We start from the raw sequence: 24,856 nt of genomic DNA, 5'->3' as shown, positions 1-24,856 counted from the left end.
CCAACGCTGCAGGCTCGCCTGTTACCGTGACCCTGTCGAACGGTGCCGTGATCACCATCAAGGCTGGCGAAACCACCGGCACTGCGACCGTTCCGGCACCGTCCGATGACGTCTACAAAGACGCCGGTTCTGTGCAGGCAACGATCACCAGCGCCACTGGTGGCAACTTCGAAAGCCTGGTTCCAAGCACCACGCCAGCCGTCACTCAAGTCACCGACACCATCGACACTTCGACGGTCAAATTGACCGCTGACACTTCTGTAGCAGAAGGCGGCACCGTGACTTACACCGCCACAGTCGGTGCGCCAGTTACCGGTGCGCCTGTCGTCGTGACTCTGGCCAACGGTCAGACCATCACCATCGGCGTCGGTCAGACTACTGGCACTGCAACCGCTGTTGCTTCGAACGATGCGCTGACCGGCCACGCGCCGATCACTAATGCGATCACCAACGTCAGCGGCGGCAACTTCGAAAATCTGGTGGCCGACAAGACTCCGGTCAGCACCACCGTGACGGACACCGTCGACACCACCAACCTGTCGCTGTCGGCGACTGGCTCGGTAGCAGAAGGTGGTCAGATCACTTACACCGCGACACTGACCAACGCCGCAGGCTCGCCTGTGACCGTGACCTTGTCGAACGGCGCAGTAATCACCATCAAAGCTGGTGAAACCAGCGGCAATGTGACCGTTCCGGCACCGTCCGATGACGTCTACAAAGACGCCGGCTCCGTCCAGGCAACGATCACCAGCGCCACCGGTGGCAACTTCGAGAACCTGGTTCCAAGCACCACGCCAGCCGTCACTCAAGTCACCGACACCATCGATACTTCGACGGTCAAATTGACCGCCGATACCTCGGTTGCTGAAGGCGGCACCGTGACTTACACCGCCACGGTCGGTGCGCCAGTAACCGGTTCGCCTGTGGTCGTGACCCTTGCCAATGGTCAGACCATCACCATCGGCGTCGGTCAAACTACCGGCACTGCAACCGCTGTTGCTTCGAACGATGCACTGGCCGGCCACGCGCCGATCACTAATGCGATCACCAACGTCAGCGGCGGTAATTTCGAAAATCTGGTGGCCGACAAGACTCCGGTCAGCACCACCGTGACCGACACCGTCGACACCACCAACCTGTCGCTGTCGGCGACTGGCTCGGTAGCAGAAGGTGGTCAGATCACTTACACCGCGACGCTCACCAACCCCGCAGGCTCGCCTGTGACCGTGACCCTGAGCAACGGCGCCGTGATTACCATCAAGGCAGGCGAAACCACCGGCACCGCGAACGTTCCTGCACCCGCCGACGACGTCAACAAAGACGCCGGTTCGGTCCAGGCGACGATCAAAACCGCAACTGGTGGCAGCTTCGAAAACCTGGTACCGAGTAGCACGCCAGCAGTGACTCAGGTCACTGACACCATCGACACCTCGACGGTCAAATTGACCGCCGATACCTCGGTAGCAGAAGGCGGCACCGTGACTTACACCGCCACAGTCGGTGCGCCAGTAACCGGTTCGCCTGTGGTCGTGACCCTTGCCAATGGTCAGACCATCACCATCGGCGTCGGTCAAACCACCGGCACTGCAACCGCTGTGGCTTCGAACGATGCGCTGACCGGCCAAGCTCCGCTGACCAACTCGATTACCGGCGTGACCGGCGGCAACTTCGAAAACCTGGTCGCGGACAAGACTCCGGTCAGCACCACCGTGACCGACACCGTCGACACCACCAACCTGTCGCTGTCGGCGACTGGCTCGGTAGCAGAAGGTGGCCAGATCACTTACACCGCCACGCTCACCAACCCGGCGGGCTCGCCGGTCACCGTGACCCTGAGCAACGGCGCTGTCATCACCATCAAAGCAGGCGAAACCACTGGCACCGTGAACGTTCCAGCACCCGCCGACGACGTCTACAAAGACGCCGGCTCGGTGCAGGCCACGATCAAAACCGCAACCGGTGGCAGCTTCGAAAACCTGGTACCGAGTAGCACGCCAGCAGTGACCAGCGTCACTGACACGATCGACACCACCACCGTCAGCATCAGTGGCAGCAGCTCGGTGACCGAGGGCCAGACCGCCAGCTACACCGTCAGCCTCAATCACCCGGCGCAGACCGAAGTGACCCTGAAAATCGTTTACAGCGGCACCGCTGCCGACGGTTCGGACTTCACCGGTGTGTACACCGTGAAGATCCCGGCGGGCGCCAGCAGCGCGCAGTTCAACGTCGCCACCCTCGATGACAAGATCACCGAAGGCACCGAGAACTTCGTCGTCAAGATCGATTCGGCTACCGGCGGCAACTTCGAGAACCTCGCGGTCAGCAGCACCAATGGCAGCGTCAGTACTTCGATCATCGACAACGATGCGCCACCGGTGCTCGATCTGGACGCCAACAACTCCAGCGGCGCGACCGGTGCCGATTACAAAGTGACGTTCACCGAGAACACCCCGGGCGCCGGCGTGTCGATCGCTGATACCGACATCAGCATCACCGACCCGGACAGCACGATGCTCACCGGCGCCACCGTGGTGCTGACCAACCGTCAGGACGGCGATGCACTGAATCTGGGCAACAGCGTCAACGGCATCACCATCAATGCCAACAGCACCAACGGCACGGTGACCCTCACGCTGTCGGGTAACGCGACGCTGGCCGACTACATGCAGGTCATCAAGAACATCAGCTTCACCAACAGCAGCGAAAACCCGAGCACCGTGCCTCGGATCATCACCGTGACGGTGACCGATGGCGGCAACTACTCGAACACCGCGACCACCACGGTCAACGTGGTGGCGGTCAACGATGCACCGGTCGCTGCGCCGAGCAATGTCACCGGCAGCGAAGACACGCCGCTGGTCCTCGGCTGGTCGACCTTTGGCGTCAGCGATGTCGACAGCCCTGCAACCAGCCTCGGGATCAAGATCACTCAGCTGCCGGGCGAGGGCAAACTGCAGTATCTGGACGGCTCGACCTGGAAAGACGTTGCCAACAATCAGACCTTCAGCAAGGCCGACATCGACGCTGGCAAGTTGCGCTTCCTCCCGGATGCCAACGAGTCGGGCACCAACGGTTACGGCGGCACCGGTCTGGGCAACAATCAGGCGGACTACGCGCAGATCAAGTTCCAGCCTACCGATGGCCAGGCGCTGGGCAATACCGGCACGGTGAAGATCGACATCACGCCGGTGGCGGATGCGCCGACCGTGGCCGTGGCCGACAACAGCGTGAAATCCACTGGCCTGATCAAAGAAATCTGGACCGGCCTCTCGGGTCTGGGCACTGACGGCAGCGGCGCGAACTCGACCACCCTGAAAAGCGTGATCGACGCGGCCGGCAAACCGAACTCCAGCGGCAACGTCACCAACGTGCAGTCCGACGGCAGCGTCGCCGCCGGTACGGCGTCGAAGACCTCTGGCCTGATCTACCTGGAAGCCGGCAAGACCTACAGCTTCAGCGGCGTCGCCGATGACAGCCTGCTGATCACCATCGGCGGCAAGAACGTGGCTTCGGGTACCTGGGGCGCGGGCGGTGCGATCAATGGTTCGTTCACCCCGACCACCAGCGGCTACTACACCCTCGACATCTACCACCACAACCAGAGCGGCCCGGGCAGCTACGACGTCAACCTGTCGGTCAACGGCAGCACACCGATCGACCTGAGCAACGCTGGCGTGCCGATCTACACCGGTGTGCAGGACCTGATCAACTCGGGCGTGACGGTGTCCGATCTGCACGGCACCAACGGCGAAGGTTACTACGACGGCTACAAGCTCAACACCGGCGCCGAGGGCACCACGGTGAAGCTGTCGGCGATCAGCACCGCGCTGACCGACACCGACGGCTCGGAAACCCTGAGCGTGAAGATCAGCGGTGCACCGGTCGGTTCGGTGCTCAGCGATGGCGCGGGGCATACCTTCACCGTTACCGCGAGCAATGGCGAAGCCAATGTCACTGGCTGGAACCTCGGCTCTCTGACCGTGACTCCGCCGACCTACTACAACGGTCAATTCAACCTGACCGTGACTTCGACGTCGACCGAACAGGTCGGCGGCTCGGCGAGCAGCACCGCGACCATTCCGGTCACCGTAGTGCCTGCGGTGTACAACGCAGTCACCGCCACCTCGGGTGACGACACCGTAACCGGCACCGACGCCAACGACATCATCGTCGCTGACATCGGCGGCCTGACCGTGGTCCCGGGCACCAATTACAACATCGCGTTCATGGTCGACAGCTCGGGCAGCATGAGCACGTCGTCGCTGAACGCTGCGAAAGACTCGCTGACTTCGGTGTTCAACAGCCTCAAGCAGAGCCTGGGCGGCAGCAACTCCGGCACGGTGAACATCTTCCTGGTGGACTTCGATACCCAGGTCAACAAGTCGGTGTCGGTGAACCTCAACGACCCGAATGCGCTGGCGCAACTCAAAGCCGTGCTGGACTCGATGGGCTCCGGCGGCGGCACCAACTACGAGGACGTGTTCAAGACCACGGCCAACTGGTTCCAGAGTGCCGATGCCGTAGCCAACACCGGGGCGAAGAACCTCACATACTTCATTACCGACGGCCAACCGACCTATTACCAGACCGGCGAGCAAGCCAATCCGACGCTGTACGGCAATGTGAAGCTCGATGACGTGGTGAAAACCAGCAACTACAAGCCGGGCGACACCTTCAGCACCTACATCGACAACACCCATGCGTTGACGATCAACAGTGCCGGCACCGTGACTCTGCAAACCTACAGCTCATGGTGGGGCTGGAGCAGCAGCAACCTAGGCACCATCCACGCTCAGGGCGACGGCACTTACGAGCTGTCGAACCTGGCCGGTACCGGCAACAGCACCAACTCGTCGACGACCAGCAACTCGGCCAGCGGCTTCGCCTTGCTCAGCGGGCTGTCGAACGTCGAAGCGATCGGTCTGAACAGCGGCGTCACCCTGGATGACCTGAAACCGTACGATTCGGATAAAACGCCGCAGACCAACATTGATCCGAAAGACCTGGCCAACTCGATCATCGGTCATACCGAAGCCACGATGCCGGGTAACGACACCGTCAACGGCGGCGAAGGCAATGACATCCTGTTCGGCGATCTGGTCAGCTTCAACGGCATTGCCGGCGAGGGTTACCAGGCGATGCAGGCGTTCGTCGCCAGGGAAACCGGCGTCGAGGTCAGCAAAGTCAGCACCAGCAACGTGCACCAGTACATCACCGAACACTACCAGGCATTCGATGTGTCCGGCGCACATGACGGCAACGACACGCTGCTCGGTGGCGCAGGCAATGACATCCTGTTCGGCTCGGGCGGCAACGACCTGCTCGACGGCGGCAAAGGCAATGACATCCTGCTCGGTGGCAGCGGCAAAGACACGCTGATCGGTGGTCAGGGCAACGACATCCTCATCGGCGGTTCCGGTGGTGACACCTTCGTCTGGAAATCGGGCGACACCGGTAACGATGTGATCAAGGATTTCAAAGCCAGCGAAGGCGACCGCATCGACCTGCGCGACCTGTTGCAGGGCGAGACCGGCAGCACGATCGACAACTTCCTGAAAATCACCACGGTCGATGGCACGTCGTCGCTGCAAGTCAGCTCGGCGGGCAAATTCAACTCGGGCGATGCCGCTGCGGCGACGCCGGACGTGACGATCAAACTGGAAGGCAACAATTGGGCGAGCGCCAACCTGCACAACCTGATTGCCGGCAGCGACCCGACCATCAAGGTCGATCACAACAACAGCTGAGGCTGAAACAAAAACGGCCGCCTCCGCTGAGGCGGCCGTCGCGTTTTCAGGCAATGCAGCGGTGACGATTGCATCGTCGCCCCGCATACTGGCGCGCAGTTGGCTATGCTGCTGACAGCATGACGCTGTTCATTTGTGAGGGATGCTCAATGTTTTACGTGCAACGCGATGCGCAAGGCCAGTTGATTCGCGTGGAAGCTGCGGCGTACGCCGAGGCCACGGAAACGCTGCCCGCCGACAACCATGAGATTCAGGCGTGGTACGCCAACGAAGCCGTGGAAAACAGCCTCAGACAGCTCAAGCAGAGCGACTTTGAAATGATTCGGGTACTCGACGACCTGATTCAGGTGCTGACCCAGAAAGGCGTGATCCGCGTCACCGACCTGCCGGCGGCGGCCCAGGCCAAACTGATGGACCGCACCCAGGCGCGTGAAGCGCTGGGCGGGTTGAGCCAGTTGATCGATGAGGATGAGGGCGGGTTGATCTGATCCAGCCCAGATCAACAGCTTACCCTCACCCCAGCCCTCTCCCTGAGGGAGAGGGAGCCGATCGAGGTGTCTGGCGCTATCCATCGACCTGAGAGATCGCGTCGATTTTGGATTCAGTGGAGCTCTTGCACGTCGGCGTATCTCGTAAATATCCCACGGTCAGTCCCCTCTCCCTCTGGAGAGGGAGCCGATCGAGGTGTCTGGCGCTATCCATCGACCTGAGAGATCGAGTCGATCTTGGATTCAGTGGAGCTCTTGCACGTCGGCGTATCTCGTGAATATCCCACGGTCAGTCCCCTCTCCCTCTGAGGAGGGAGCCGATCGAGGTGTCTGGCGCTATCCATCGACCTGAGAGATCGAGTCGATCTTGGATTCAGTGGAGCTCTTGCACGTCGGCGTTTCTCGTAAATATCCCACGGTCAGTCCCCTCTCCCTCTGGAGAGGGAGCCGATCGAGGTGTCTGGCGCTATCCATCGACCTGAGAGATCGAGTCGACTTTGGATTTAGTGGAGCTCTTGCACGTCGGCCTTTCTCGTAAATATCCCACGGTCAGTCCCCTCTCCCTCTGGAGAGGGAGCCGATCGAGGTGTCTGGCGCTATCCATCGACCTGAGAGATCGAGTCGATCTTGGATTCAGTGGAGTTCTTGCACGTCGGCGTATCTCGTAAATATCCCACGGTCAGTCCCCTCTCCCTCTGGGAGAGGGTTAGGGTGAGGGCGCTTCCTGGCTCACCGCCATGGCTTCGGCTCGCCGAGCAACTGCCCCTGCACGCCATAAAGGCCCATCTCGCGAATCACCGACAACTCCCCTTCGGTCTCGACCCGTTCGGCAATCAACGGCAGATCGATGCTGTGCGCCGCGCGCTGGATCGCTTCGATGAACAGACGCTTGTCGCTTTCCTGATCGATCGCCCGAATGTAGCTGCCATCGATCTTCAGATACGCCAGACCTAACCGCGCCAGGTTGCCGATCATGCTGAAGCGTCCGCCGAAACGTTGCAGGCTCAGCGAGAAACCCAGCTCGCGCAGGCGTCGGGTCAACTGTTCCAGCACTGCCTGTTCAGGCAACTGCTCCTCACCGATTTCCAGAGTCAGACGCGCGCCGAGGTTGGAGTGTGCGCGCAGAATCTCGAACACTTTGTTCAACGCCTGCGGATCGGCCAGCGTCGCCGAGGACAGGTTCAGCGCCAGCGAATCTTCGTGCGCCTTCATCTGCTCGAGCACGCGTTCGAGCATCAGCCGATCGAGCCGTGCGGTCCAGCCGAAACGCTCCAGCCACGGCAGGAAGCGCCCGGCGGGAATGGTCTGGCCCTGCTCGTCGAGCAAGCGCGACAGCACTTTGTAATGCAGCACCAGTTGCGTGTCCTGCGCGGCGACCACCGGCTGGAAGTACAACTCGAAACGCTGCTGACTCAGGGCCTGATCCAGCAGTCGATGCCAGGCGTGGTGATCGTCGCCGACCTCCGCTACCAGACTCTGATCGATGCACGCCCAATTCTGCTCGCCCTGGCCTTCGGCCTGCGCCAATGCCTGATCGCCCAGGGTCAGCACTGCTTGCGGCGAATCACCATGGGCGAACGGCGCCAGCCCGATCGAAGCCACCGCCGGCACATCGGTCGCGCCGGTGGCATGCAGGCTGCTCAGTGCATTGTCGAGATTCTGCGCCAGCTGCAACGCCTCCTCGCGCACCAGCCCCGGCGCCAGCACGGCGAACTCACCGCCGCGAATTCGCGTTACCAAGTCTTGAGTCTGTGGATATCTTGCGCACTCGCGGGTCAGTTGCTCACCGACGGCTTTGAGCAACTGGTCCGTGCGCTGGCCGCCGAGACGCTGGTTGAGCCCGGCCAGATCCTTGACCCGCAACAGCAGCAGATAACCGGAACTGGCCTGCTCCGGGTTGCTAACCCGGTTGTTCAGTTGCATCTCGAAATAGCGGCGGTTGGCCAGGCCTGTGAGGTTGTCCTGATAGGACTCTGTGCGCAGTTTTTCGCTGCGCTCGGCCTGCTCCTGAAACAGCGTCTTGAGCTTCTCGACCATCTGATTCATCGCCTGCACCACCCTGCGCAATTCAGGCGTGCGCGGCAGATCCGGCAGGCTGAGAAACTCGCGGCGGGCGATGGCATGGGACTGCTGGACCATGTAATCAAGCGGCTTCAACTGCCGACGCAGCAGCAGCGCGCCGAGCACCGCGCTCAGCGCACCGCAGATCAACAACCAGCCGAGGCTGCCCAGTGCGCTCTGCCACAGCTTGGCCACGGCGAACATCGGATGGCTGACCACCTCGACCCGCGCCGCCTGCTCCCAGCCGCGGCTGACCAGCGCATCGCCACCGGCCGGTTCCAGACCGATCAGTCTGACGAACCAGTCCGGCACGTTGCTCACCGCCGGAGTGCCGCTGCGCTCGACAATGGTCTGCTCGGTCTTCACGTCGACCACGCGAATGCTCGCGTAATAGCCGCTGTCGAAAATCGAACTGACCAGCAGCTCGACCATCGCCGGGTCGTCGATATTCGGCGTCAGCGACAACGCCAGCGCCGTCGCGGCGTCCTGCGCATGGGAGCGCAACTGGTTGACGTACTGGGTGCGCGAGCTCTCCAGGCTGACCATGAAGCTGCCGGTGAAGGCCACGACCAGGAACAGACAGATAGCGATCAACAGCTGTTTGAACAAAGACATCTGAGCGCGTGCTCCTAGTTAGTCGTCTCGACCGGAAAACCTTCGGCCTGCATTTTTTTCAGCACATCCTGCCAGCGCGACAGGCGTTTGGTGTCGCCGACCTTTTTATTGCCCTTGGCGCCCGGCAGATACAGACCTTCGGCATTGAAAGAGTAGACCGGCAGCAAATCGGTCCGCTGCGACGCCGGCTGGATCGGATCGATCAGGCTGTCGAGCACCAGCGGCATGGCATCGGGGGTCGCATAGTACGTCAACACCATGTGCGCGCGGTTCTGCCGCAGCGCCTTGACGTAGGTGATGCGCAGCTTGTCACTGGAAACCCCGAGATGGCGCAGGCTGAAATACTTGGCGATCGCGTAGTCTTCGCAGTCGCCAGCGCCCTTCCACAGCGCTTCGATCGGGGTTTCCCAATAATCCACCTCGCGCCAGAGATCGATGTCCTCGACGTAGCGCACCTGCTTGTTGAAGAACAGGTTCACCACCTTGAGCTTGTCCATCTCACTGACCTGCTTCTGCGTCGCCAGCAGATTCTGCCAGGCGTCGATGCGCTGCTGCCCGGCACCCAGTGGCCCATAAAGAGCAGTGGCCTTGCGGCTGATCGCGGAAAAATCCCAATCGGCGTGCAGACCGCCCAGCATGACGCCGGCCAGCAGCAATGCGCAGCCAAGCCAGCGCAAGGTCCGAGGGATCGCGAAACGTACCGCCACAGCAGGTTTCCAGAGGACAGAAAGGAAGCGTTTGATGGTGAAGCTTAGCCCGGCAAAAAACAATGGCACCGTGAGATCATCGAAAGACGCGCTAGACTTGAGATGGCAGCGTTATGTTTTACAAGGTTTGACAACCTGTAGAGCAATCACTAGTGTCATTTGGATCCAAATATTACGACCTACAGGGTGTGTTGTCGTGACTCAGAAGCCCAAACCGCTGCACAGCATCAAAGTCGAAGGACCGATTCCTGCGCATCTGGCCCGGTCGGTAATTGAAGAAACCCTGCGCTCGGCCATTCTAGATGGCCGTCTACCCTGTGGCACAGCGTTGCGCCAACAGGATCTGGCCGACCTGTTCGGGGTCAGCCGTATGCCGGTGCGCGAGGCCTTGCGCCAACTGGAAGCGCAAGAGCTGCTCAGCGTCACCACGCACAAAGGCGCCGTGGTTGCGCCGCTGATTCAGGGCGATGCCACCGAAACCTACGAGTTGCGCATTCTGCTCGAATCCGAGGCATTACGGCAGTCGATTCCGTTGCTGACTGACGCCGAGCATCAACTCGCCGCCGGCTATATCGACGAACTGGAAGCCCAGCACGACTACAACGAAATCGGCCGCCTCAACCGTCTGTTCCACATGGCCCTGTACAGCAAGGCGCCCAATCAGCGCCTGCTGCGCCTGGTGGAGGACGGCCTCAACGAGGAAGAACGTTTCCTGCGTTTCAACCTGGAAGCCATGGGCCTGGGCAAGCTGTCTCAGGACGACCACCGCGCCATGCTTCACGCCGTGATCGAGCGAGACATCCCGCGTTCACTCGAACTGCTGGAGCAGCACCTCAACCGTGGCGTTGAGGTCATCACCCGCTACCTGGCGACCCCCGCCGCGCAGAAGCGCCATACCGCACGCTGACATCTCGCCCGCCGAATAATCCCCTTACAAATCTTCGCGACCGCTCTGCTGCCAGCTCTGGCAGCGGATCGGCGCGTGCGCGGCTGCCCGCCGCGCCCGGACCAGCGCTTTGTCGCTCTATGCCAATGACCAATCGGTAATAGCCGTGACGGCAATTTACCCGCACTCTTCCAGCGCCAACCCTATAGAACGGGGACACGCCGCCCTGACGGCACAGTCTCCGCAACAGGAACCTACGGAAGGAGCCTTGTCACGGGAAACAGGAAGTCATGGCGCCGGTCCCGGCCAACTTTCGCCCCCATCAATTCAATCAATCTCCTTAGTTAAAAGTTGCTTCGAGTGAGGCATTCACTCTTTTTATCAATTTCGGCCCCAATTAGCCGAAAGGAGCAACTTCGCCCAAATAAAACTTGCTCTGAAAGTTTTATCGGCAACTTTCATACTTGAAAAACAACCAACTTAAAATAATTGAAAATAAACTTGTTAATTGCTTTTGCCCTGTATTAGCTTTCTCTCGCCAGGTTTGAACTTTGTCGTTCACCGCGGCATACCTCACGTACCAAACGCAGCAACCGTGGCCCCGCAACGGCGTCAGAGCGCGATCTTGAAAGTATCTGGATAACTTCCATCCAACTTTCTCCATCGCTTACAGCAACTGAAAAGAACTGTGCACCTCATATCACTGATAAAGGACATCATGATGCCCACTAAGCAGCAACTCGCCCTGAAGAAAGCCGAACTGAGTATTCACCCGATCTTCTCCGAGATTACTTCGTTATCGGTACTACGCCGTTTCATGGAAACCCATGTATTTGCCGTATGGGACTTCATGTCGCTGACCAAGCGCCTGCAACAGGAACTGACTTGCACACGCTTGCCCTGGCTGCCGCCGCGCGATCCTCACGCGGCGCGGTTGATCAACGAGATTGTGCTGGGGGAGGAATCGGACGATCGCCTCGATGCCGGCCATTACAGCCACTTCGAGTTGTACCTGGATGCGATGCGCGAAATCGGCGCGAGCACCACAGCAGTGGAGCGCTTCGTCGCGTTGCAGCAGGAAGGCGTGAGTTATGACGTTGCGTTGCAAAGCGTCGATGTCGAGCCGGCGGCGGCGCAGTTTGTCCGCGATACCTTGCAGATTGCCCTGCAAGCGCCGGGACACAGTGTCGCCGCCGCATTCCTGCATGGTCGCGAGAGCGTTATCCCGACCATGTTCCAGCGCATCCTCGATGACTGGGGCATCGGCATCGAACAGGCGCCGACTTTCCGGTATTACCTGCAACGGCACATCGAAGTCGATTCCGAAGACCACGGCCCCGCCGCCGAGCAGTTGCTGGAACGTCTGGTCGATGGCGATCCGCAGCGCGCAGCTGAAGTCTATGCCAGCGCCATCGCCGCCGTGGAAAGCCGCATCGCCCTGTGGGACGGGCTGCGCCTGAGCATGGGCGCAGAAGTTGTCGAGGTGGCCCAATGAACGCCGCCGACTATCAATCCTTCGCCGAGGCCTGGGAAACCCGCGCGACTATTCGTACCCGTCCGCGACGGGTGCTCGAAGACGATCAGCGCCTCATCTACCCGCTTAGCCGCCAGCCGCTGGTGCTCAGCGAAACCTTCCTGCGTGAATGCCCGCAACAGCGTGATTTCGCGCTGGTGCAGACGTTGTACAAATTCATCAATGACGTAGTGATTTTCGAGACCGAAATCGTCGACAAGACCGCCCGCAGCATTGCCAAGAATCGCTTCGCCGTGGCGTTTCCGTTCGCCTGTCGCTACGACGCGATGACCGTGGTGGTCGATGAGGATTACCACGCGCTGGTAGCCATGGATTTCATGCAGCAAACGGTGGCGCTGACCGGTATCGAACCGATTCAGTTGCCCGATGAAATCGAACTGAGCCGGGCGATTCCCGCCGCCGTGGCACTGGCGCCGGAGCACCTGCGCAGCGCGGTGGAATTGATTTGCGTGGCGATTGCCGAAAACACCGTGACCGGCGACGTCGCCGCGTTCGCCCGCGACGATTCGGTCAAGCCGTCGATCAAGGGCCTGATGGCCGACCATTTGCTCGACGAGGGTCGCCATTCCAGTTTCTGGGCGCGGATGGTGCGCATCTATTGGCACACCGCCAGCGACGCGGACCGCGAAACCATCGCGCAGATTCTGCCGGTATTCATCGGCCATTACCTGACCAATGACATCCAGAAGTCCTTCGACCTGCGCCTGATCGATGCACTGCCGGTCAGCGAAATCACCCGGCGTTCACTGCGCGAGGAAATCGCTGGATTGGCCTTCCCGATCAACCGCCACCACCCGTTGGTGGGCAACATCGTCAAGTTTTTCCACAACAGCTCGCTGCTCGACACACCATGTGTGCAGCACGCCCTGCGCGACTATCTGGTTTGAGGAGGCCGACATGAAACGTCTCGACATTTTGCTCACCGGCGCCAGCCAGGCCATGACCGATCTGGCCCGGGAACTCGAACAGCATGGCCATGCAGTGACGCGCAGCGGCGCGACACCCGCGGCGGTGGATCTGATCATCGACGATGGCTTTATCGGCGCCGGCGACTTCTGCGCGATCCCGCATCTGCACCTGCGCCTGGGTGTCGCTGCACAAGTTGACGGCGGCCTGCCGACCCTCGACTTGCTGTGCTTCCTCGGCTCGTCGCTGATCAGCCGTGTGCCGATCGGCGATGAGCCGTCCGGCAATGGTCAGTCCTTACGCCAGCGAGCGCTCGTCCATGTGGTCGACGAAGTGGCGTTGCTGGTCAGCCGTTTTTCCCGCGATGCCGATTATTTTCGCCATGCCCCTGCGCTGAGCGCGCCGGATTTCGAACGGCTGGAAGATCTGCTGTTTCTCGACAAACTGGCGTACGTCCACCGCCTCAACAATACGGCGAACCCTGCACTGCTGCAGCAAGCGCAGACCCCGCTGATCGAGCGTCTGCAACAGAGCCTGATCGAGCATGCCGAACGGCCGGCGCTGTACCTCGGCGGACAGACCATCAGCTATCGTCAGTTGCACGCCCACAGCCGCGCGATTCAACAGCGACTGCTGCCCCTGCTCGAGCAACATCCGCAGCCGTGGGTGGTCGGAGTCTGCCAAGGCAAGAACCCGGCGTTGTTCGCTTCGATCCTGGCGATTCTCGGCAGCGGCGCGGTGTACTTGCCGCTGGAGCCGAGTCATCCGCTGCAGCGCCAGCAATACATCCTGGAAAACGCCGGCGCTGTGTTGTTGCTCCACGATGGGCGGCAGGCGCTCAGCGAATCGATAACGGGGCTGGATGTCAGTGGCATCGAGGCGACCGACGCCGATCTCGATCGGCCGCTGATGCTGCACCCGCCCGAGCTCGATGCGCCGTGCATGGCGCTCTACACCTCGGGCACCACCGGGCATCCGAAAGGCGTGCTGCTCAGCCAGGCCAATCTCGCTCACTTCACTGCGTGGTACGCCGACCATGTGCGATTGCGCGCCGAGAGTCGGGTATTGCAGTTCTCGTCGCTGAGCTTTGATTCGTCGCTGATCGACATCTTTCCGAGCCTGCTCGTCGGCGCGGAGCTGGTGGTGCCGGACGACACCCAGCGTCGCGATCCTTTGCAACTGGTTGCGCTGATTCGCCGTCGGCAACTGACCCACGCCTTCCTGCCGCCGGCGCTGTTGAGCATCCTGCCGCTGCAACCACTCGAAGGCCTGCAGGTGATGACCGGCGGCGATGTCTGCGAGCCGTTCGTCATTGAACAACTGACCCGGCAAGGTACCCTGCACAACCTGTACGGCCCGACCGAAGCCACCGTGCTGATCACCGCGCGCCAGCTGAAACCGGGCGACAGCAACCGCACGCTGGGAGCGCCGATCGCCAACAGTCAGGTGCTGATTCTCGACGACGATCTGCAACCGGTGCCCAATCAAACCGTCGGTGAACTGTTCATTGTCGGCCCGGGTGTCTGCCTCGGTTACCTGAACAACACGCAGCAGACCGCCGAGCGCTATCTGACCCTGTCACTGCCCGGCGGCGAGACCTTGCGCGCCTACCGCAGCGGCGACATGGCCAAGTGGGGCGAGCACGGTATCGAGCTGTGCGGGCGGCGCGACAATCAGGTGAAAATCCGTGGCTTCCGCGTCGAGCCGGAAGAGATCGAACGCTGCCTGCGCGAGAGTCGCTTGTACCGGCAGATTGCCGTGGTCATCGACAGTCAACGGCGCATTCTGGCGTTCCTCGCCCAGCCTCAGACCGAGGCTGCCCGGGACGAACTGAAAGCCCATGCCCGGCAGTTTCTGCCGGACTACATGCAACCCGTGGCATGGACCGAACTGCCGCAGATGCCGTTCGCCAGCAACGGTAAGGTCGATCGCAGGGCGCTGTTGGGATTGCCGGTGAGCGTTCAGGACAGCGCTGCGAAATGCCTGCCGGCGAACGCCGACGAAGCGCTGTTGCTGGAGATCTGGGCCGAGTTGCTGGAACTGCCGACCAGCGACATTTCCACCGACGAAAGCTTCTTCAATCTCGGCGGCCATTCGATTCTGCTGTCGCGGATGTTGCTGCGCTTGCGCGAGGAATTCGGCCGAAGCATTTCGATCAATCGCTTCATCGAACTGCCGACGATCAGCAAACTGGCGACGCTGGTGCGCGGCACCGACGACAGCGCGGCACTCAGCGCTCAGGCCATGGCCGACGCCGAGCGCACGCTGGATATCGAACCGCTGCCGATCAGCCGCATGGGCGATGTGCACAAGGTCATCGTCACCGGCGCCAACAGTTTTGTCGGTGTGCACATCGTCGAAGCGCTGCTCGGTTGGGGCGCCAGCGAGGTCGCCTGTCTGGTGCGCGACGGCGCCGGGCAAACGGCAACACAACGCTTCGCTCAGGCCCTGCGCGAAAACCGTCTGGAGCATCTCGATCTGAGCCGTGTGCGGGTTTATGCAGCGGATATGAGTCGCCCGCAGCTGGGCCTGGGCGATGACGATTATCAGCGCCTGGACCGCGAGTTCGGCGCGCTGGTGCACAACGCCGCCAACGTCAACCACGTACTCGATTACGAGTCGCTGGCAGCGGACAACGTCGAGCCGATCTTTGCCTTGCTGAAGCTGTGCGAAGGGCGGAGCAAAAAGGTCTTCAATTTCGTCTCGACCCTGTCGGCCTCCAGCACCGTGGATGACGCCGGTCGAGTGCTCGAGTTGCCCGCCGCCGCGACGCCACCGATCTACATTCGCAACGGCTACAACCTGTCGAAGTGGGTCGGCGAACGCATCCTTGAACGAGCGCGCGAGCGCGGTGTGCGGGTCAATCTGTATCGCCCCGGCAATATCAGTTTCAACAGCCTGAGCGGCGTTTGTCAGCCGCACAAAAACCGCTTGATGCTGATGCTCAAAGGCTCGATCCAGCTCGGTCAGGTGCCGGCCTTTGCGCTGAATTTCGACCTGATGCCGGTGGACTTTCTCGCCCGCTTCATCGCCTTCCATGCCAGCCGTTATTCAGCGGAGCGCGCAGTGTTCAATCTGCACAACCCCGAGCCGCTGAGCTGGGATACCTACGTCGCTTCGTTCCGCGAAACCGGCAGCGAGTTCTCGCTGGTCAGCGTTGCCGATTGGCAGCAGCAACTGAACCGGGTCGACGCCGACAACGCGCTGTACGGCGTGCTCGGTTTCTACCTCAACGGTTTCGAAGAAGACATCGGCGATATCTCGCTGATCGGCCACGCCAACGCCGAGGCCGGCGTGCAGCAGATGGGCGCGCACTACCCGCAGAAATCCCCGGCGCTGTTGCGTCGCGGCTGCGACTACCTGAAAGAAATCAACTTTCTCTGACTCATCAACAAGGAGCAACACCATGAGCAATCTGCAACCCGACACCCTGATCAAAAATCCGCAAGGCTGCCATGTTGTGTCGTCGGTGGAAGTGCCGGCGGACGCGGCAGAAGTCTGGGCCGTAGTGGGCGATTTCGCCGGCTTCGATCGATTCATTCCGGCGCTGTCGCACACCGAAATGACCGGCGAAGGCGTGTCTTCGCTGCGCAAGAAAATCTTCAAGGACGGCAACATCGTGGTCGAACAACTCAACGCCCGCGATGAACAGGCACGGCGCATGACCTGGACGACGATTTACAACACTCTGGGGGTGGCGAATCTGTGGGCGGCGATGCAGGTGGAATCGCTGAGCGAAGGGAAGTCGCGAGCGACCTGGACGATCATCGCCGAGCCGGCTGCGGGTGGGGATGAAGCGTTGCCGGGATTCAAGGATTTTGTGCAGGGATTTGCCGATGATGCGATGGGGAATGTGCTGAAGCTGTTTGTTTGAGGCTTCGGATTTGCGGTGGATGTCACACCGCTTTCGCGAGCAGGCTCGCTCTCACATTTCGATTGCATTCCTTCTATAGGAATGCGGTCACCCTGTGGGAGCGAGCCTGCTCGCGAAGAACGATAACGCGGTCAGATCTTGAAGCTGTCAACCAACTGCTTCAACCGGTTCGCCTGTTGCGACAACGCATCACAATCCTTCAACGTTTCGTTGAGGTTGGCCACGCTCTGCTGATTCAACAGGTTGATCTGGTTGACGTCGACGTTGAGGGTTTCCACCACCGCAGTCTGCTCTTCGGTCGCAGCTGCCACCGACTGGTTCATGCCGTCGATTTCGCCGATGCGCTGGGTCACGCTGACCAGGCGCAAACCGGCCTGATTCGCCACTTCCACGCTCTGCTCGCTGGACGCCTGACTGGCGTTCATCGTGCTCACCGCTTCACGCGACCCCACCTGCAGCGAGGTGATCATCTTGTGGATCTCTTCTGCCGACTCCTGGGTGCGATGCGCAAGGTTGCGCACCTCATCAGCGACTACGGCAAAACCGCGTCCGGCTTCACCGGCTCGCGCGGCTTCGATGGCCGCGTTGAGCGCCAGCAGGTTGGTCTGCTGCGAGATGCCTTTGATCACATCGAGAATGTGGCCGATGTTGTCGGTGCTGGCGTTCAAGGTCTCGATCTGCGTGCACGACAGGCTGATCTTCTGCGACAACTCGGTCATCGCCTGAATGGTCTGCTCAACCACCTGACGCCCGTCATCGGCTTGCTCGGAAGCACCGCTGGCGTGCTGCGACGCATCCGCCGCGTTGCGGGCGATTTCCTGAGTGGCCGCGCCCAATTCGTTGATCGCGGCAGCGACGCTGTTGGTGCGTGCACTTTGCTCGTCGGAACCGATGATCGACGCGTTGGACGACGCCATCACCCGTTGCGACAGATCATGCACATGGCGGGTGGCGGAAGATACTTCGGAAATCGACGCGTGAATCCGTTCAACGAACTGGTTGAAAGCGCTGCCCAACTCACCGAATTCGTCTTTGCTTTCAACCACCAGACGCCGGGTCAGATCGCCCTCGCCTTGAGCGATATCTTTCATCGCACGGCCCATGGTGATCAGCGGACGCATCAACACGTTGATCAACAGGCTCAGCAGCAACGCAATCGCCGCGACCGCGACAAACATGGCGATCAGCGCCGAGGTGCGGAATTGGCTGAGTGCGGCGTAGGCTTTGTCGCGATCGATCGACAGACCGATGTACCACTGCGCATTCGGCAGATCGCTGACCGGGGTGAACGACAGAATGCGTTCCTGGCCGTTGAGCACCACGTTCTGGTTGCCCTTCTCGATGCGCACGTTGGTGTTCGGGTAGATGTCCTTGAGGTTTTTCATCACCTGATCTTTGTCCGGGCTGACGATCACCTGGCCGTCACCGCTGACCAGAAACGCATGGCCGAGGCCACCGAAATCCACCGAATTGATGATCTTCACCAGCGTTTCCAGACTCAGGTCACCGCCGACCACACCGAGCAGTTCGCCGTCCTTCTTCACCGGCATGGCGATGGTCACCACCAGGCCACCGACTGCCGCCATGTAGGGCGGCGTCAGCATGGTTTTGTCAGCGACCACTGCCTGCTTGTACCAGGGGCGCTGACGCGGATCGTAACCGTCCGGCATCTTCGCATCGGGACGTTGGGTGAAGACACCGTTGGCCTGCCCGACATAGGTGAACTGGAAGTTCGACGTGAAGGCTGGTTGATCGACCAGTCCGGGGAAGTCGGCATTCTTGCCTTGATGAGCCACGTTCTGCGCGAGGTTTTCCAGCACCAGAATGCGCCCGCTCATCCAGTTCTGCACGCTGCTGGCGGTCAGGTCACCGGCCTGCTGCACGGAGGACTGCAGATTCTGGCGAATGGTGTTTCGCTGCAAGTAATCGTTGTAGAGCGTGAACAAGGCGAACGCCAGGACGACGACGCCCGACGCGGCTAGGAGGATTTTATGGCTGAACTTGAGATTCATTTCAGAGGACTTCTTATGCCAAAAGTGGGTATGCGTTCCGGATGCAACATTCCATGTACAGCGCAGGCAGCATTCTTCTGGCCGCTCTACTTTGGTGCACGCATTTCTCACCAGTCTGTCGGCCAGTCGGCGATAAATCTTAGGGTCGAGTAGGAAATGGATGAGATTCGTGACTGATTCCCGCCGAACGGCGTGCCAGAGCGGCTGAGATGAAATTTTTCTCACTGTCCTCAGGACGACAGTTGCAAAATCGGTAACCCTTGATGACAATGCGACTAATTATCATTTGTGACGTTCGGGCTGGCGTGGTCATGTCTTCACCTGAGTTGGTCGTACAGGCGCTTTACGGTAGTCATCACGGCTGGCTGAACGCTTGGCTGCGCGCGCGTCTGGGCAATGCGGCGGATGCCGCGGATCTGGCTCAGGACACTTTCCTGCGTCTGCTCCAGCGCACCGAGCGCCTCGAATTGAAAGCGCCCCGAGCCTTTTTGCGGACCATTGCCCGCGGTCTGGTGATCGACCATTGGCGCCGCGAGGAAATCGAGCGCGCCTATCTGGAAACCATCGCTCATCTGCCTGCATGCGAAGCACCCGACGCGGAATCCCGAGCGTTGGTGCTGGAATTGCTGGAAAGCATTGCGCGCATGCTTGAGGGACTGAAGCCGAAAGTGCGTCAGGCGTTTCTGCTGGCGCAGTGTGAAGGTCTAACCCACAAACAGATCGCCGAGCAGCTGGGCGTGTCGGTTCGCTCGGTGGAACGCTACGTCGCCGATGCGTTGTTTCACTGCTATGTGTTGCGGTACGAACGCTGATGCCTGTGGATAACCTCTCGCTCGGTCGCCGCGTTGAACCTCGACAACAGGTGGTTAAACAAGCGATTCACTGGCTGCTGCGGCTGCGCGACAACCACGGCAATTCCCGCCTGACTCGCCAATGCGAGCAGTGGCGCGCCGAGCACCACGAGCACGAAATCGCCTGGCAACGGGTGCAGTCACTGCACGCCGAATTGAGTTCCAGCCTGCGTGCCGTGCCCGGCGCGCAGGTCGCGTTCAACACCCTGGAAAACAGTGCGCAGGAGCTGGGCCGACGCCAGGCTTTGAAGTTGCTGTCCGGTGCGCTGTTGATGGGATCTGCCGCGTGGCTGGCCAAGGACAGCGCCGCCTGGCAGCAATGGAGCGCCGACTACGCGACGGCGACCGGCGAACGGCGCGGCTTCCAGTTGCCCGACGGCACGCGGATCGAGCTCAACACCGCCAGCGCCGTGGATCTGGATTACACCGCCCGGCAGCGCCTGATCAAACTGACCCGCGGCGAAATCATTGTTACCTGCGGCGGCTCTGACGAAGGCGCGGCGACGGACCGACCGCTGCGCGTACAGAATCGCCACGGGAGTTATGAGCCGTTCGCTGCGCGTTTCATTTTGCGTCAGGAAGATCAGTGCACGCGGCTCAGCGTTACCCGTGGCCGAGTGGTGGTTCGCGCTGGCGGTCATTCGCTCGAAGCCCTCGCCGGGCAGAGCTTTCTGGTCGATCAAGGCGGTTTGCACGCGGCACCGACGCTGGATATGGATGCGGGCGCCTGGCTCGATGGCTTGATTGTCACGCGCAATATGCGGCTGGGCGACTTTATTGCTGAAGTCGCCCGTTACCGCCCGGGGTTTCTGAGTTGCGCGGCGGATATTGCTGAGCTGCGCTTGTCCGGTGTGTTCCGTCTGGAGGACACCGACAGGCTGCTGGCGGTCCTGCCGCAGACGCTGCCGGTGCAACTGCGCTACCGCACCCGTTGGTGGGTGACCCTCGAGCGCGCGGTGTGAAATTTTTTTGGCGGGTTTTTCCAGGCAGTCCGGCTTAGTCAGTAAGCACTTCAACTCAGCCCTCGCGACTGCCTACGGAAATCCATGATGACTGTCCGCGCTACTTGTAAGAACCCTCTGAATTTCACTGCAGAATCGACACTGCTGCGCCATGCGGTGCGGGCAGCCCTGCTGTCCACCGCGCTGGGCATCAGCGTATTACCAAGCCTGAGTCTGGCCGCCAACCCTGCCGGCACCGAGGTCAGCCACCGCTACAACATTGCTGCCGGGCCACTGGGCGAGGCGTTGAATCAGTTTGCCCGGCAGGCCGGCATCACCTTGTCGATGACGCCACAACAGACCCAAGGTCAGCAATCCCCGGGCGTGCAGGGTGAATATTCGACCGATCAGGCCTTGAGCCATTTGCTCGGCGGCTCGGGACTGGAAGCCGTCAGTCAGGACGGCAGCAGCTACATCCTGCGCCCGCTCGCCGAAAGCGAAGCACTGGCCTTGCCGACTACCGACATCAAAGGTTTTGCCCTCGGCAACGCACTGGGCAGCATGGCCGGCTACAACGCCACGCACAGCCAGATCGCCACCAAGACCAGTACCGCATTGCTGGAAACCTCGCAAAGCGTATCCGTGGTCACGCGCGAGCAAATGGATGACCAGGGCTCGCAAACCGTCTCGCAAGCGATGCGCTACACCCCGGGCGTGCTGACCAACCCGTACGGCGCCACGCATCGGTATGACTACGTGGCGATGCGCGGTTTCAACGACGGCTCGGTGGACAACATCTACCTCGACGGCCTCAAGTCGATGGGCGACAGCGGCACCTACAGCACCATGCAGGTCGATCCGTATTTCCTCGAACGCGTGGATATTCTCAAAGGCCCGTCGTCCGTGCTGTACGGCCGCAGCTCACCCGGCGGTCTGGTCGCACTCACCAGCAAAAAACCGTTGTACGAGGCGTACCACCAGGTGCAGGCCACCGTTGGGACACAAGGCCAGCGTGGGGTTGGTTTTGACTTCAGTGGCCCGGTCGATGACGACAAGCGCATTGCTTATCGTCTGACCGGATTGAGCGATCAGTCCGACACGCAATTCGACCACAACAAGGAAAAACGCTTCGCTCTCGCCCCGACGTTGAGCATCGATTTCACTGAAGATACCTCGCTGACCCTGCAGGCCTATCTACAGCATGATCCGGACGGCGGCTACCACGGCGGTGTTCCGGCGGACGGCACGATCCATCAGCGAAATGGCGGCCGTATCTCGCCGCGCTTCTTCGAGGGCGAGCCGGGGATCGATGGTTATTCCCGTGACCAGCAGTCGTTCGGCTACCAGTTCGAACACCGATTCAACGACGTCTTCACCGCCCGGCAGAACTTCCGCTATCTCGACTCCAAAGTGAATATGGATCAGGTCTACGCCTATGGCTGGACCACCCCGACCAGCAACGAACTGAACCGCTATTACACCGGCGGTGATGAGCGCCTGCATGCGTTCATCGTCGACAACATGCTGCAGGCGGAATTCTTTACCGGCGCGACCAAGCATACGGTGCTGATGGGCGCGGATTATCAGCGGCGTAAAACCGTGGTCGACTGGACCAGCGGTGGACTGGCACCGATCAATGCGTTCAATCCGGTGTACGGCAACTCGGCGATCGAGATGTACGGCGAGACCAGCTATCTGCGTCGCCTCGAACAGACCGGTGTGTATCTGCAAGACCTGATCGAGATGGACAAATGGCGCTTCTCGCTGGGTCTGCGTCAGGACTGGGTGGAGACCTCCGATGAAAACCGCATTGCTGAAGCGGGACGTCCTGTTGGTACAGAGATCAATGATCGACGCACGAAACTCACTGGCCGCGCCGGCGCGTTATACCTGTTCGATAACGGTCTGGCGCCCTACATCAGCTACTCCGAGTCGTTCAATCCGAACTCCTATGCCGACAGCGCCGGCAACCCACTGGCCCCCACCGATGGCACGCAGTGGGAAGTCGGATTGAAGTATCAGCCACCGGGCACCGACAACTTGTTCACCGCCTCGCTGTTCCGCATCGATCAGGAAAACCTCGCGACCAAACTGCCCCAGGAGAACTTCTATCGCGCGGTCGGCGCTGTGCGCTCGCAAGGTCTGGAGCTCGAGGCGCACATGCAACTGACCGACAACTTCAAGGTGCTCGGCAGTTACACCTTCACTGACATCGAGTATTCCAAATCGATGATCAGCACATTGAGTACACCGACCGACGTAATCGAGAACAAGGGCAACTCACCCACTCAAGCGCCGCGACACATGGCCTCGCTGTGGGCTGACTACAGATTCGACAGTGCCGCACTTGATGGTCTGCGCCTGGGTGGTGGTGTGCGCTACGTCGGCTACAGCTGGGCCGATGCCGAGAACACCATGAAGGTGCCCTCCTATACGTTGTTCGACGCGTCGATTGGTTATGACCTGGGCAAGATTGGTTTGAAGGGTGTTGATGTTCGGCTCAATGCGAACAACCTGACCAACGAATCCTATGTCGCGTCCTGCGCCAGTCTGAATTTCTGTTACATGGGCGAAGAACGCAACGTAGCGGCGACCGTCAGCTATCAGTTCTAAAGCATTGTCCTGCGTATAAAAAAGCCAGCCCCTGATTTCAGGGGCTGGCTTTGTCGTTTCTTCGGGGTGTCTTGCATGCGTGCGTTTCTGGTTTTGTTGCATCGTTACATTGGCTTGGCCATTGCGGTGTTTCTATTGTTGGCCGGGCTGACCGGCAGTGTGCTGGCGTTCAATCACGAACTGGATGAATGGCTGAATCCGCAGTTCTTTGAGGCGACGTCAGTCGGTGAGCGCTTGTCGCCGGGCGCGTTGGTGGATGCGGTGCAGACTGCACATCCGAAACTGCAGGTCTGGTACATGGAGTATCCCCATGAGGCGGGGCATACGGCGCTGCTGGCGGCAGTTCCACGCAACGATCCTGCGACGGGCCAGCCGTTCGATGAACGCAATCAAGTGTTCTATCTGGACCCGGTCAGTGCGGAGCAAAAAGGCGCGCGCTACTGGGGTGAATGGTGTTTTCAGCGCGAGAACCTGATCCCGTTCATTCTGGAGTTTCACTACAACCTGACATTGCCGGGTAACTGGGGATTGCTGTTGATGGGCCTGGTAGCCATCGCGTGGGTGATCGACTGTTTTGTCGCATTGTGGCTGACCTTCCCGCGTGGCAAGCCATTCTGGAAGAAATGGGCTACTGCGTGGAAGGTGAAAGGCGGGCATGCCTACCGCTTGAACTTCGACCTGCACCGCGCCGGAGGATTATGGCTGTGGCTGCTGCTGTTGCCGATCGCCGTCAGCAGCGTCGCGATGAACTTGCCTAGTCAGGTGTTCAAGCCTGCTGTTTCGCTATTTTCGCCGATAGAGCCGAGCGTTTATGAAGCCAGAGGGCAAATGCCAGTCGATGAACTGGGGACGACACAGTTGAGCTATCAACAGGTGTACGAAAGGGCATTGCAGGAGGGGAAGCGATTAGGACTGACGGCGGCAATCGGCGAGTTGTATTACAGCTTTGAGTACAACTTCTACGGCGCCGGATTTGGGCAGCACGATACGGACGCACACGGTAAATCCTGGTTGTTCTTTCACGGTACCGATGGCCGATTATTAGGACAGGAAATAGCAGGACAGGGCACGCTTGGGGAGCAGTTCTTCCGACTCCAGTTGCCGATACATGGGGGACGGATCATCGGGGTGACAGGGCAGATAATGATCGCAGTATTGGGTGTGTTGATTGCGGGGTTGTCAGGGACGGGGGTTTATATCTGGTGGCGCAAGTGGCAGGCAAGACGCAGCAGCAAGGCCCGTAAAACAGCCTGATCTTTGTACACGCTTAAATGACAAAACCCCTGTCTGCGTTAGCAGACAGGGGTTTCGGAATTCAATCTTGACGATGACCTACTCTCACATGGGGAAACCCCACACTACCATCGGCGATACATCGTTTCACTGCTGAGTTCGGGATGGGATCAGGTGGTTCCAATGTTCTATGGTCGTCAAGAAATTCTTTATCTGGCCCGTCAACACGGTAACAAGCCAGCAAAAACAGGAACTTCTACTAAAACAAAACCCCAACTGCTTTCGCAATTGGGGTTTCGGAATTTAATCTTGACGATGACCTACTCTCACATGGGGAAACCCCACACTACCATCGGCGATGCATCGTTTCACTGCTGAGTTCGGGATG

At 60.2% G+C, this 24,856-nt stretch carries 13 protein-coding genes, 2 rRNA genes and 2 pseudogenes; 11 read left to right on the top strand and 6 right to left on the bottom strand.

All coding sequences use genetic code 11. The features are described 5' to 3' along the window. Both AEQ63_RS20550 and AEQ63_RS20545 read left to right on the top strand, forming a co-directional pair. Positions 1–5,747: pseudogene (locus AEQ63_RS20550) on the top strand (LapA family giant adhesin); the annotation flags it as partial. 149 nt (positions 5,748–5,896) lie between these two features. Further along, positions 5,897–6,235: a hypothetical protein gene (locus AEQ63_RS20545; protein ID WP_042610141.1), complete on the top strand. Its 339-nt coding sequence runs from the start codon at positions 5,897–5,899 to the stop codon at positions 6,233–6,235. 729 nt (positions 6,236–6,964) lie between these two features. On the opposite strand, the gene lapD is transcribed toward AEQ63_RS20545, so the two are convergent. Continuing rightward, entirely contained in the window at positions 6,965–8,911 is a 1,947-nt protein-coding gene (lapD, locus tag AEQ63_RS20540; protein WP_064364559.1) for a cyclic di-GMP receptor LapD, read from the bottom strand. Positions 8,912–8,925: 14 nt separating this feature from the next. Then, entirely contained in the window at positions 8,926–9,618 is a 693-nt protein-coding gene (gene lapG, locus AEQ63_RS20535; protein ID WP_024011112.1) for a cysteine protease LapG, read from the bottom strand. Between the two features lie 196 nt (positions 9,619–9,814). Here lapG and AEQ63_RS20530 point away from each other — a divergent pair, with 196 nt between their 5' ends. The 5 genes from AEQ63_RS20530 to AEQ63_RS20510 all read left to right on the top strand — a co-directional run bounded on the left by AEQ63_RS20530 (position 9,815) and on the right by AEQ63_RS20510 (position 16,818). Further along, positions 9,815–10,525: a GntR family transcriptional regulator gene (locus AEQ63_RS20530; protein WP_064364558.1), complete on the top strand. Its 711-nt coding sequence runs from the start codon at positions 9,815–9,817 to the stop codon at positions 10,523–10,525. A 697-nt stretch (positions 10,526–11,222) separates the two neighbouring features. Then, the gene (locus AEQ63_RS20525) at positions 11,223–11,999 is read left to right on the top strand and encodes a DUF3050 domain-containing protein (RefSeq protein WP_064364557.1); all 777 of its coding nucleotides are present in this window, start codon (positions 11,223–11,225) and stop codon (positions 11,997–11,999) included. Beyond that, positions 11,996–12,925, top strand: a complete 930-nt coding sequence (locus AEQ63_RS20520) for a diiron oxygenase (protein ID WP_042610137.1) — start codon at positions 11,996–11,998, stop codon at positions 12,923–12,925. Before AEQ63_RS20525 ends, AEQ63_RS20520 begins: the two co-directional genes overlap by 4 nt. Before the next feature lie 10 nt (positions 12,926–12,935). Next, positions 12,936–16,328 carry an amino acid adenylation domain-containing protein gene (locus AEQ63_RS20515; RefSeq protein ID WP_064364556.1) on the top strand — a complete coding sequence of 1,131 codons (3,393 nt, stop codon included), beginning with the start codon at positions 12,936–12,938 and terminating at the stop codon, positions 16,326–16,328. 22 nt (positions 16,329–16,350) lie between these two features. After that, positions 16,351–16,818 carry an SRPBCC family protein gene (locus AEQ63_RS20510; RefSeq protein ID WP_064364555.1) on the top strand — a complete coding sequence of 156 codons (468 nt, stop codon included), beginning with the start codon at positions 16,351–16,353 and terminating at the stop codon, positions 16,816–16,818. 131 nt (positions 16,819–16,949) lie between these two features. On the opposite strand, the gene AEQ63_RS29365 is transcribed toward AEQ63_RS20510, so the two are convergent. Together AEQ63_RS29365 and AEQ63_RS29360 are read right to left on the bottom strand one after the other, a co-directional pair. After that, positions 16,950–17,735 carry a methyl-accepting chemotaxis protein gene (locus tag AEQ63_RS29365; protein WP_371919881.1) on the bottom strand — a complete coding sequence of 262 codons (786 nt, stop codon included), beginning with the start codon at positions 17,733–17,735 and terminating at the stop codon, positions 16,950–16,952. Positions 17,736–17,804: 69 nt separating this feature from the next. Then, positions 17,805–18,830: pseudogene (locus AEQ63_RS29360) on the bottom strand (HAMP domain-containing protein); the annotation flags it as partial. A gap of 311 nt (positions 18,831–19,141) precedes the next feature. Between AEQ63_RS29360 and AEQ63_RS20500 the strand changes: the two are divergent. From AEQ63_RS20500 to AEQ63_RS20485, 4 genes are all read left to right on the top strand, one after another. Further along, positions 19,142–19,642, top strand: a complete 501-nt coding sequence (locus tag AEQ63_RS20500) for a sigma-70 family RNA polymerase sigma factor (protein WP_064364553.1) — start codon at positions 19,142–19,144, stop codon at positions 19,640–19,642. Further along, positions 19,642–20,643 (top strand): FecR domain-containing protein, encoded by a 1,002-nt coding sequence (locus AEQ63_RS20495; RefSeq protein ID WP_064364552.1) that lies wholly within the window; start codon positions 19,642–19,644, stop codon positions 20,641–20,643. The genes AEQ63_RS20500 and AEQ63_RS20495 overlap by 1 nt, the downstream gene beginning before the upstream one ends. An 87-nt stretch (positions 20,644–20,730) precedes the next feature. Next, a complete protein-coding gene (locus tag AEQ63_RS20490; RefSeq protein ID WP_064364551.1) occupies positions 20,731–23,235 on the top strand; it encodes a TonB-dependent siderophore receptor in 2,505 nt (834 codons plus the stop codon). A 75-nt stretch (positions 23,236–23,310) separates the two neighbouring features. Further along, complete coding sequence (locus AEQ63_RS20485; protein ID WP_064364550.1) at positions 23,311–24,489, top strand: PepSY-associated TM helix domain-containing protein; 1,179 nt, start codon at positions 23,311–23,313, stop codon at positions 24,487–24,489. A gap of 65 nt (positions 24,490–24,554) precedes the next feature. On the opposite strand, the gene rrf (AEQ63_RS20480) is transcribed toward AEQ63_RS20485, so the two are convergent. Continuing rightward, a 5S ribosomal RNA gene (gene rrf, locus AEQ63_RS20480) occupies positions 24,555–24,670 on the bottom strand. Positions 24,671–24,775: 105 nt separating this feature from the next. After that, positions 24,776–24,856, bottom strand: a 5S ribosomal RNA gene (gene rrf / locus AEQ63_RS29355); the annotation flags it as partial.

The organism is Pseudomonas sp. RIT-PI-o (assembly GCF_001297215.1).
Taxonomy (GTDB): domain Bacteria; phylum Pseudomonadota; class Gammaproteobacteria; order Pseudomonadales; family Pseudomonadaceae; genus Aquipseudomonas; species Aquipseudomonas moraviensis_A.
The sequence above is the reverse complement of the archived record's forward strand: the minus strand, read 5'-3'. Positions and strand labels throughout refer to the sequence as shown.

Bases quoted from the DNA above. Each gene is read 5' to 3' on its own strand.
- AEQ63_RS20495 (WP_064364552.1), top strand. From the start codon at position 19,642: ATGCCTGTGGATAACCTCTCGCTCGGTCGCCGCGTTGAACCTCGACAA.
- lapD (WP_064364559.1), bottom strand. From the start codon at position 8,911: ATGTCTTTGTTCAAACAGCTGTTGATCGCTATCTGTCTGTTCCTGGTC.
- AEQ63_RS20545 (WP_042610141.1), top strand. From the start codon at position 5,897: ATGTTTTACGTGCAACGCGATGCGCAAGGCCAGTTGATTCGCGTGGAA.
- AEQ63_RS29365 (WP_371919881.1), bottom strand. From the start codon at position 17,735: ATGGCGTCGTCCAACGCGTCGATCATCGGTTCCGACGAGCAAAGTGCA.
- AEQ63_RS20525 (WP_064364557.1), top strand. From the start codon at position 11,223: ATGATGCCCACTAAGCAGCAACTCGCCCTGAAGAAAGCCGAACTGAGT.
- AEQ63_RS20520 (WP_042610137.1), top strand. From the start codon at position 11,996: ATGAACGCCGCCGACTATCAATCCTTCGCCGAGGCCTGGGAAACCCGC.
- AEQ63_RS20500 (WP_064364553.1), top strand. From the start codon at position 19,142: ATGTCTTCACCTGAGTTGGTCGTACAGGCGCTTTACGGTAGTCATCAC.
- AEQ63_RS20515 (WP_064364556.1), top strand. From the start codon at position 12,936: ATGAAACGTCTCGACATTTTGCTCACCGGCGCCAGCCAGGCCATGACC.
- AEQ63_RS20490 (WP_064364551.1), top strand. From the start codon at position 20,731: ATGACTGTCCGCGCTACTTGTAAGAACCCTCTGAATTTCACTGCAGAA.
- AEQ63_RS20510 (WP_064364555.1), top strand. From the start codon at position 16,351: ATGAGCAATCTGCAACCCGACACCCTGATCAAAAATCCGCAAGGCTGC.
- AEQ63_RS20485 (WP_064364550.1), top strand. From the start codon at position 23,311: ATGCGTGCGTTTCTGGTTTTGTTGCATCGTTACATTGGCTTGGCCATT.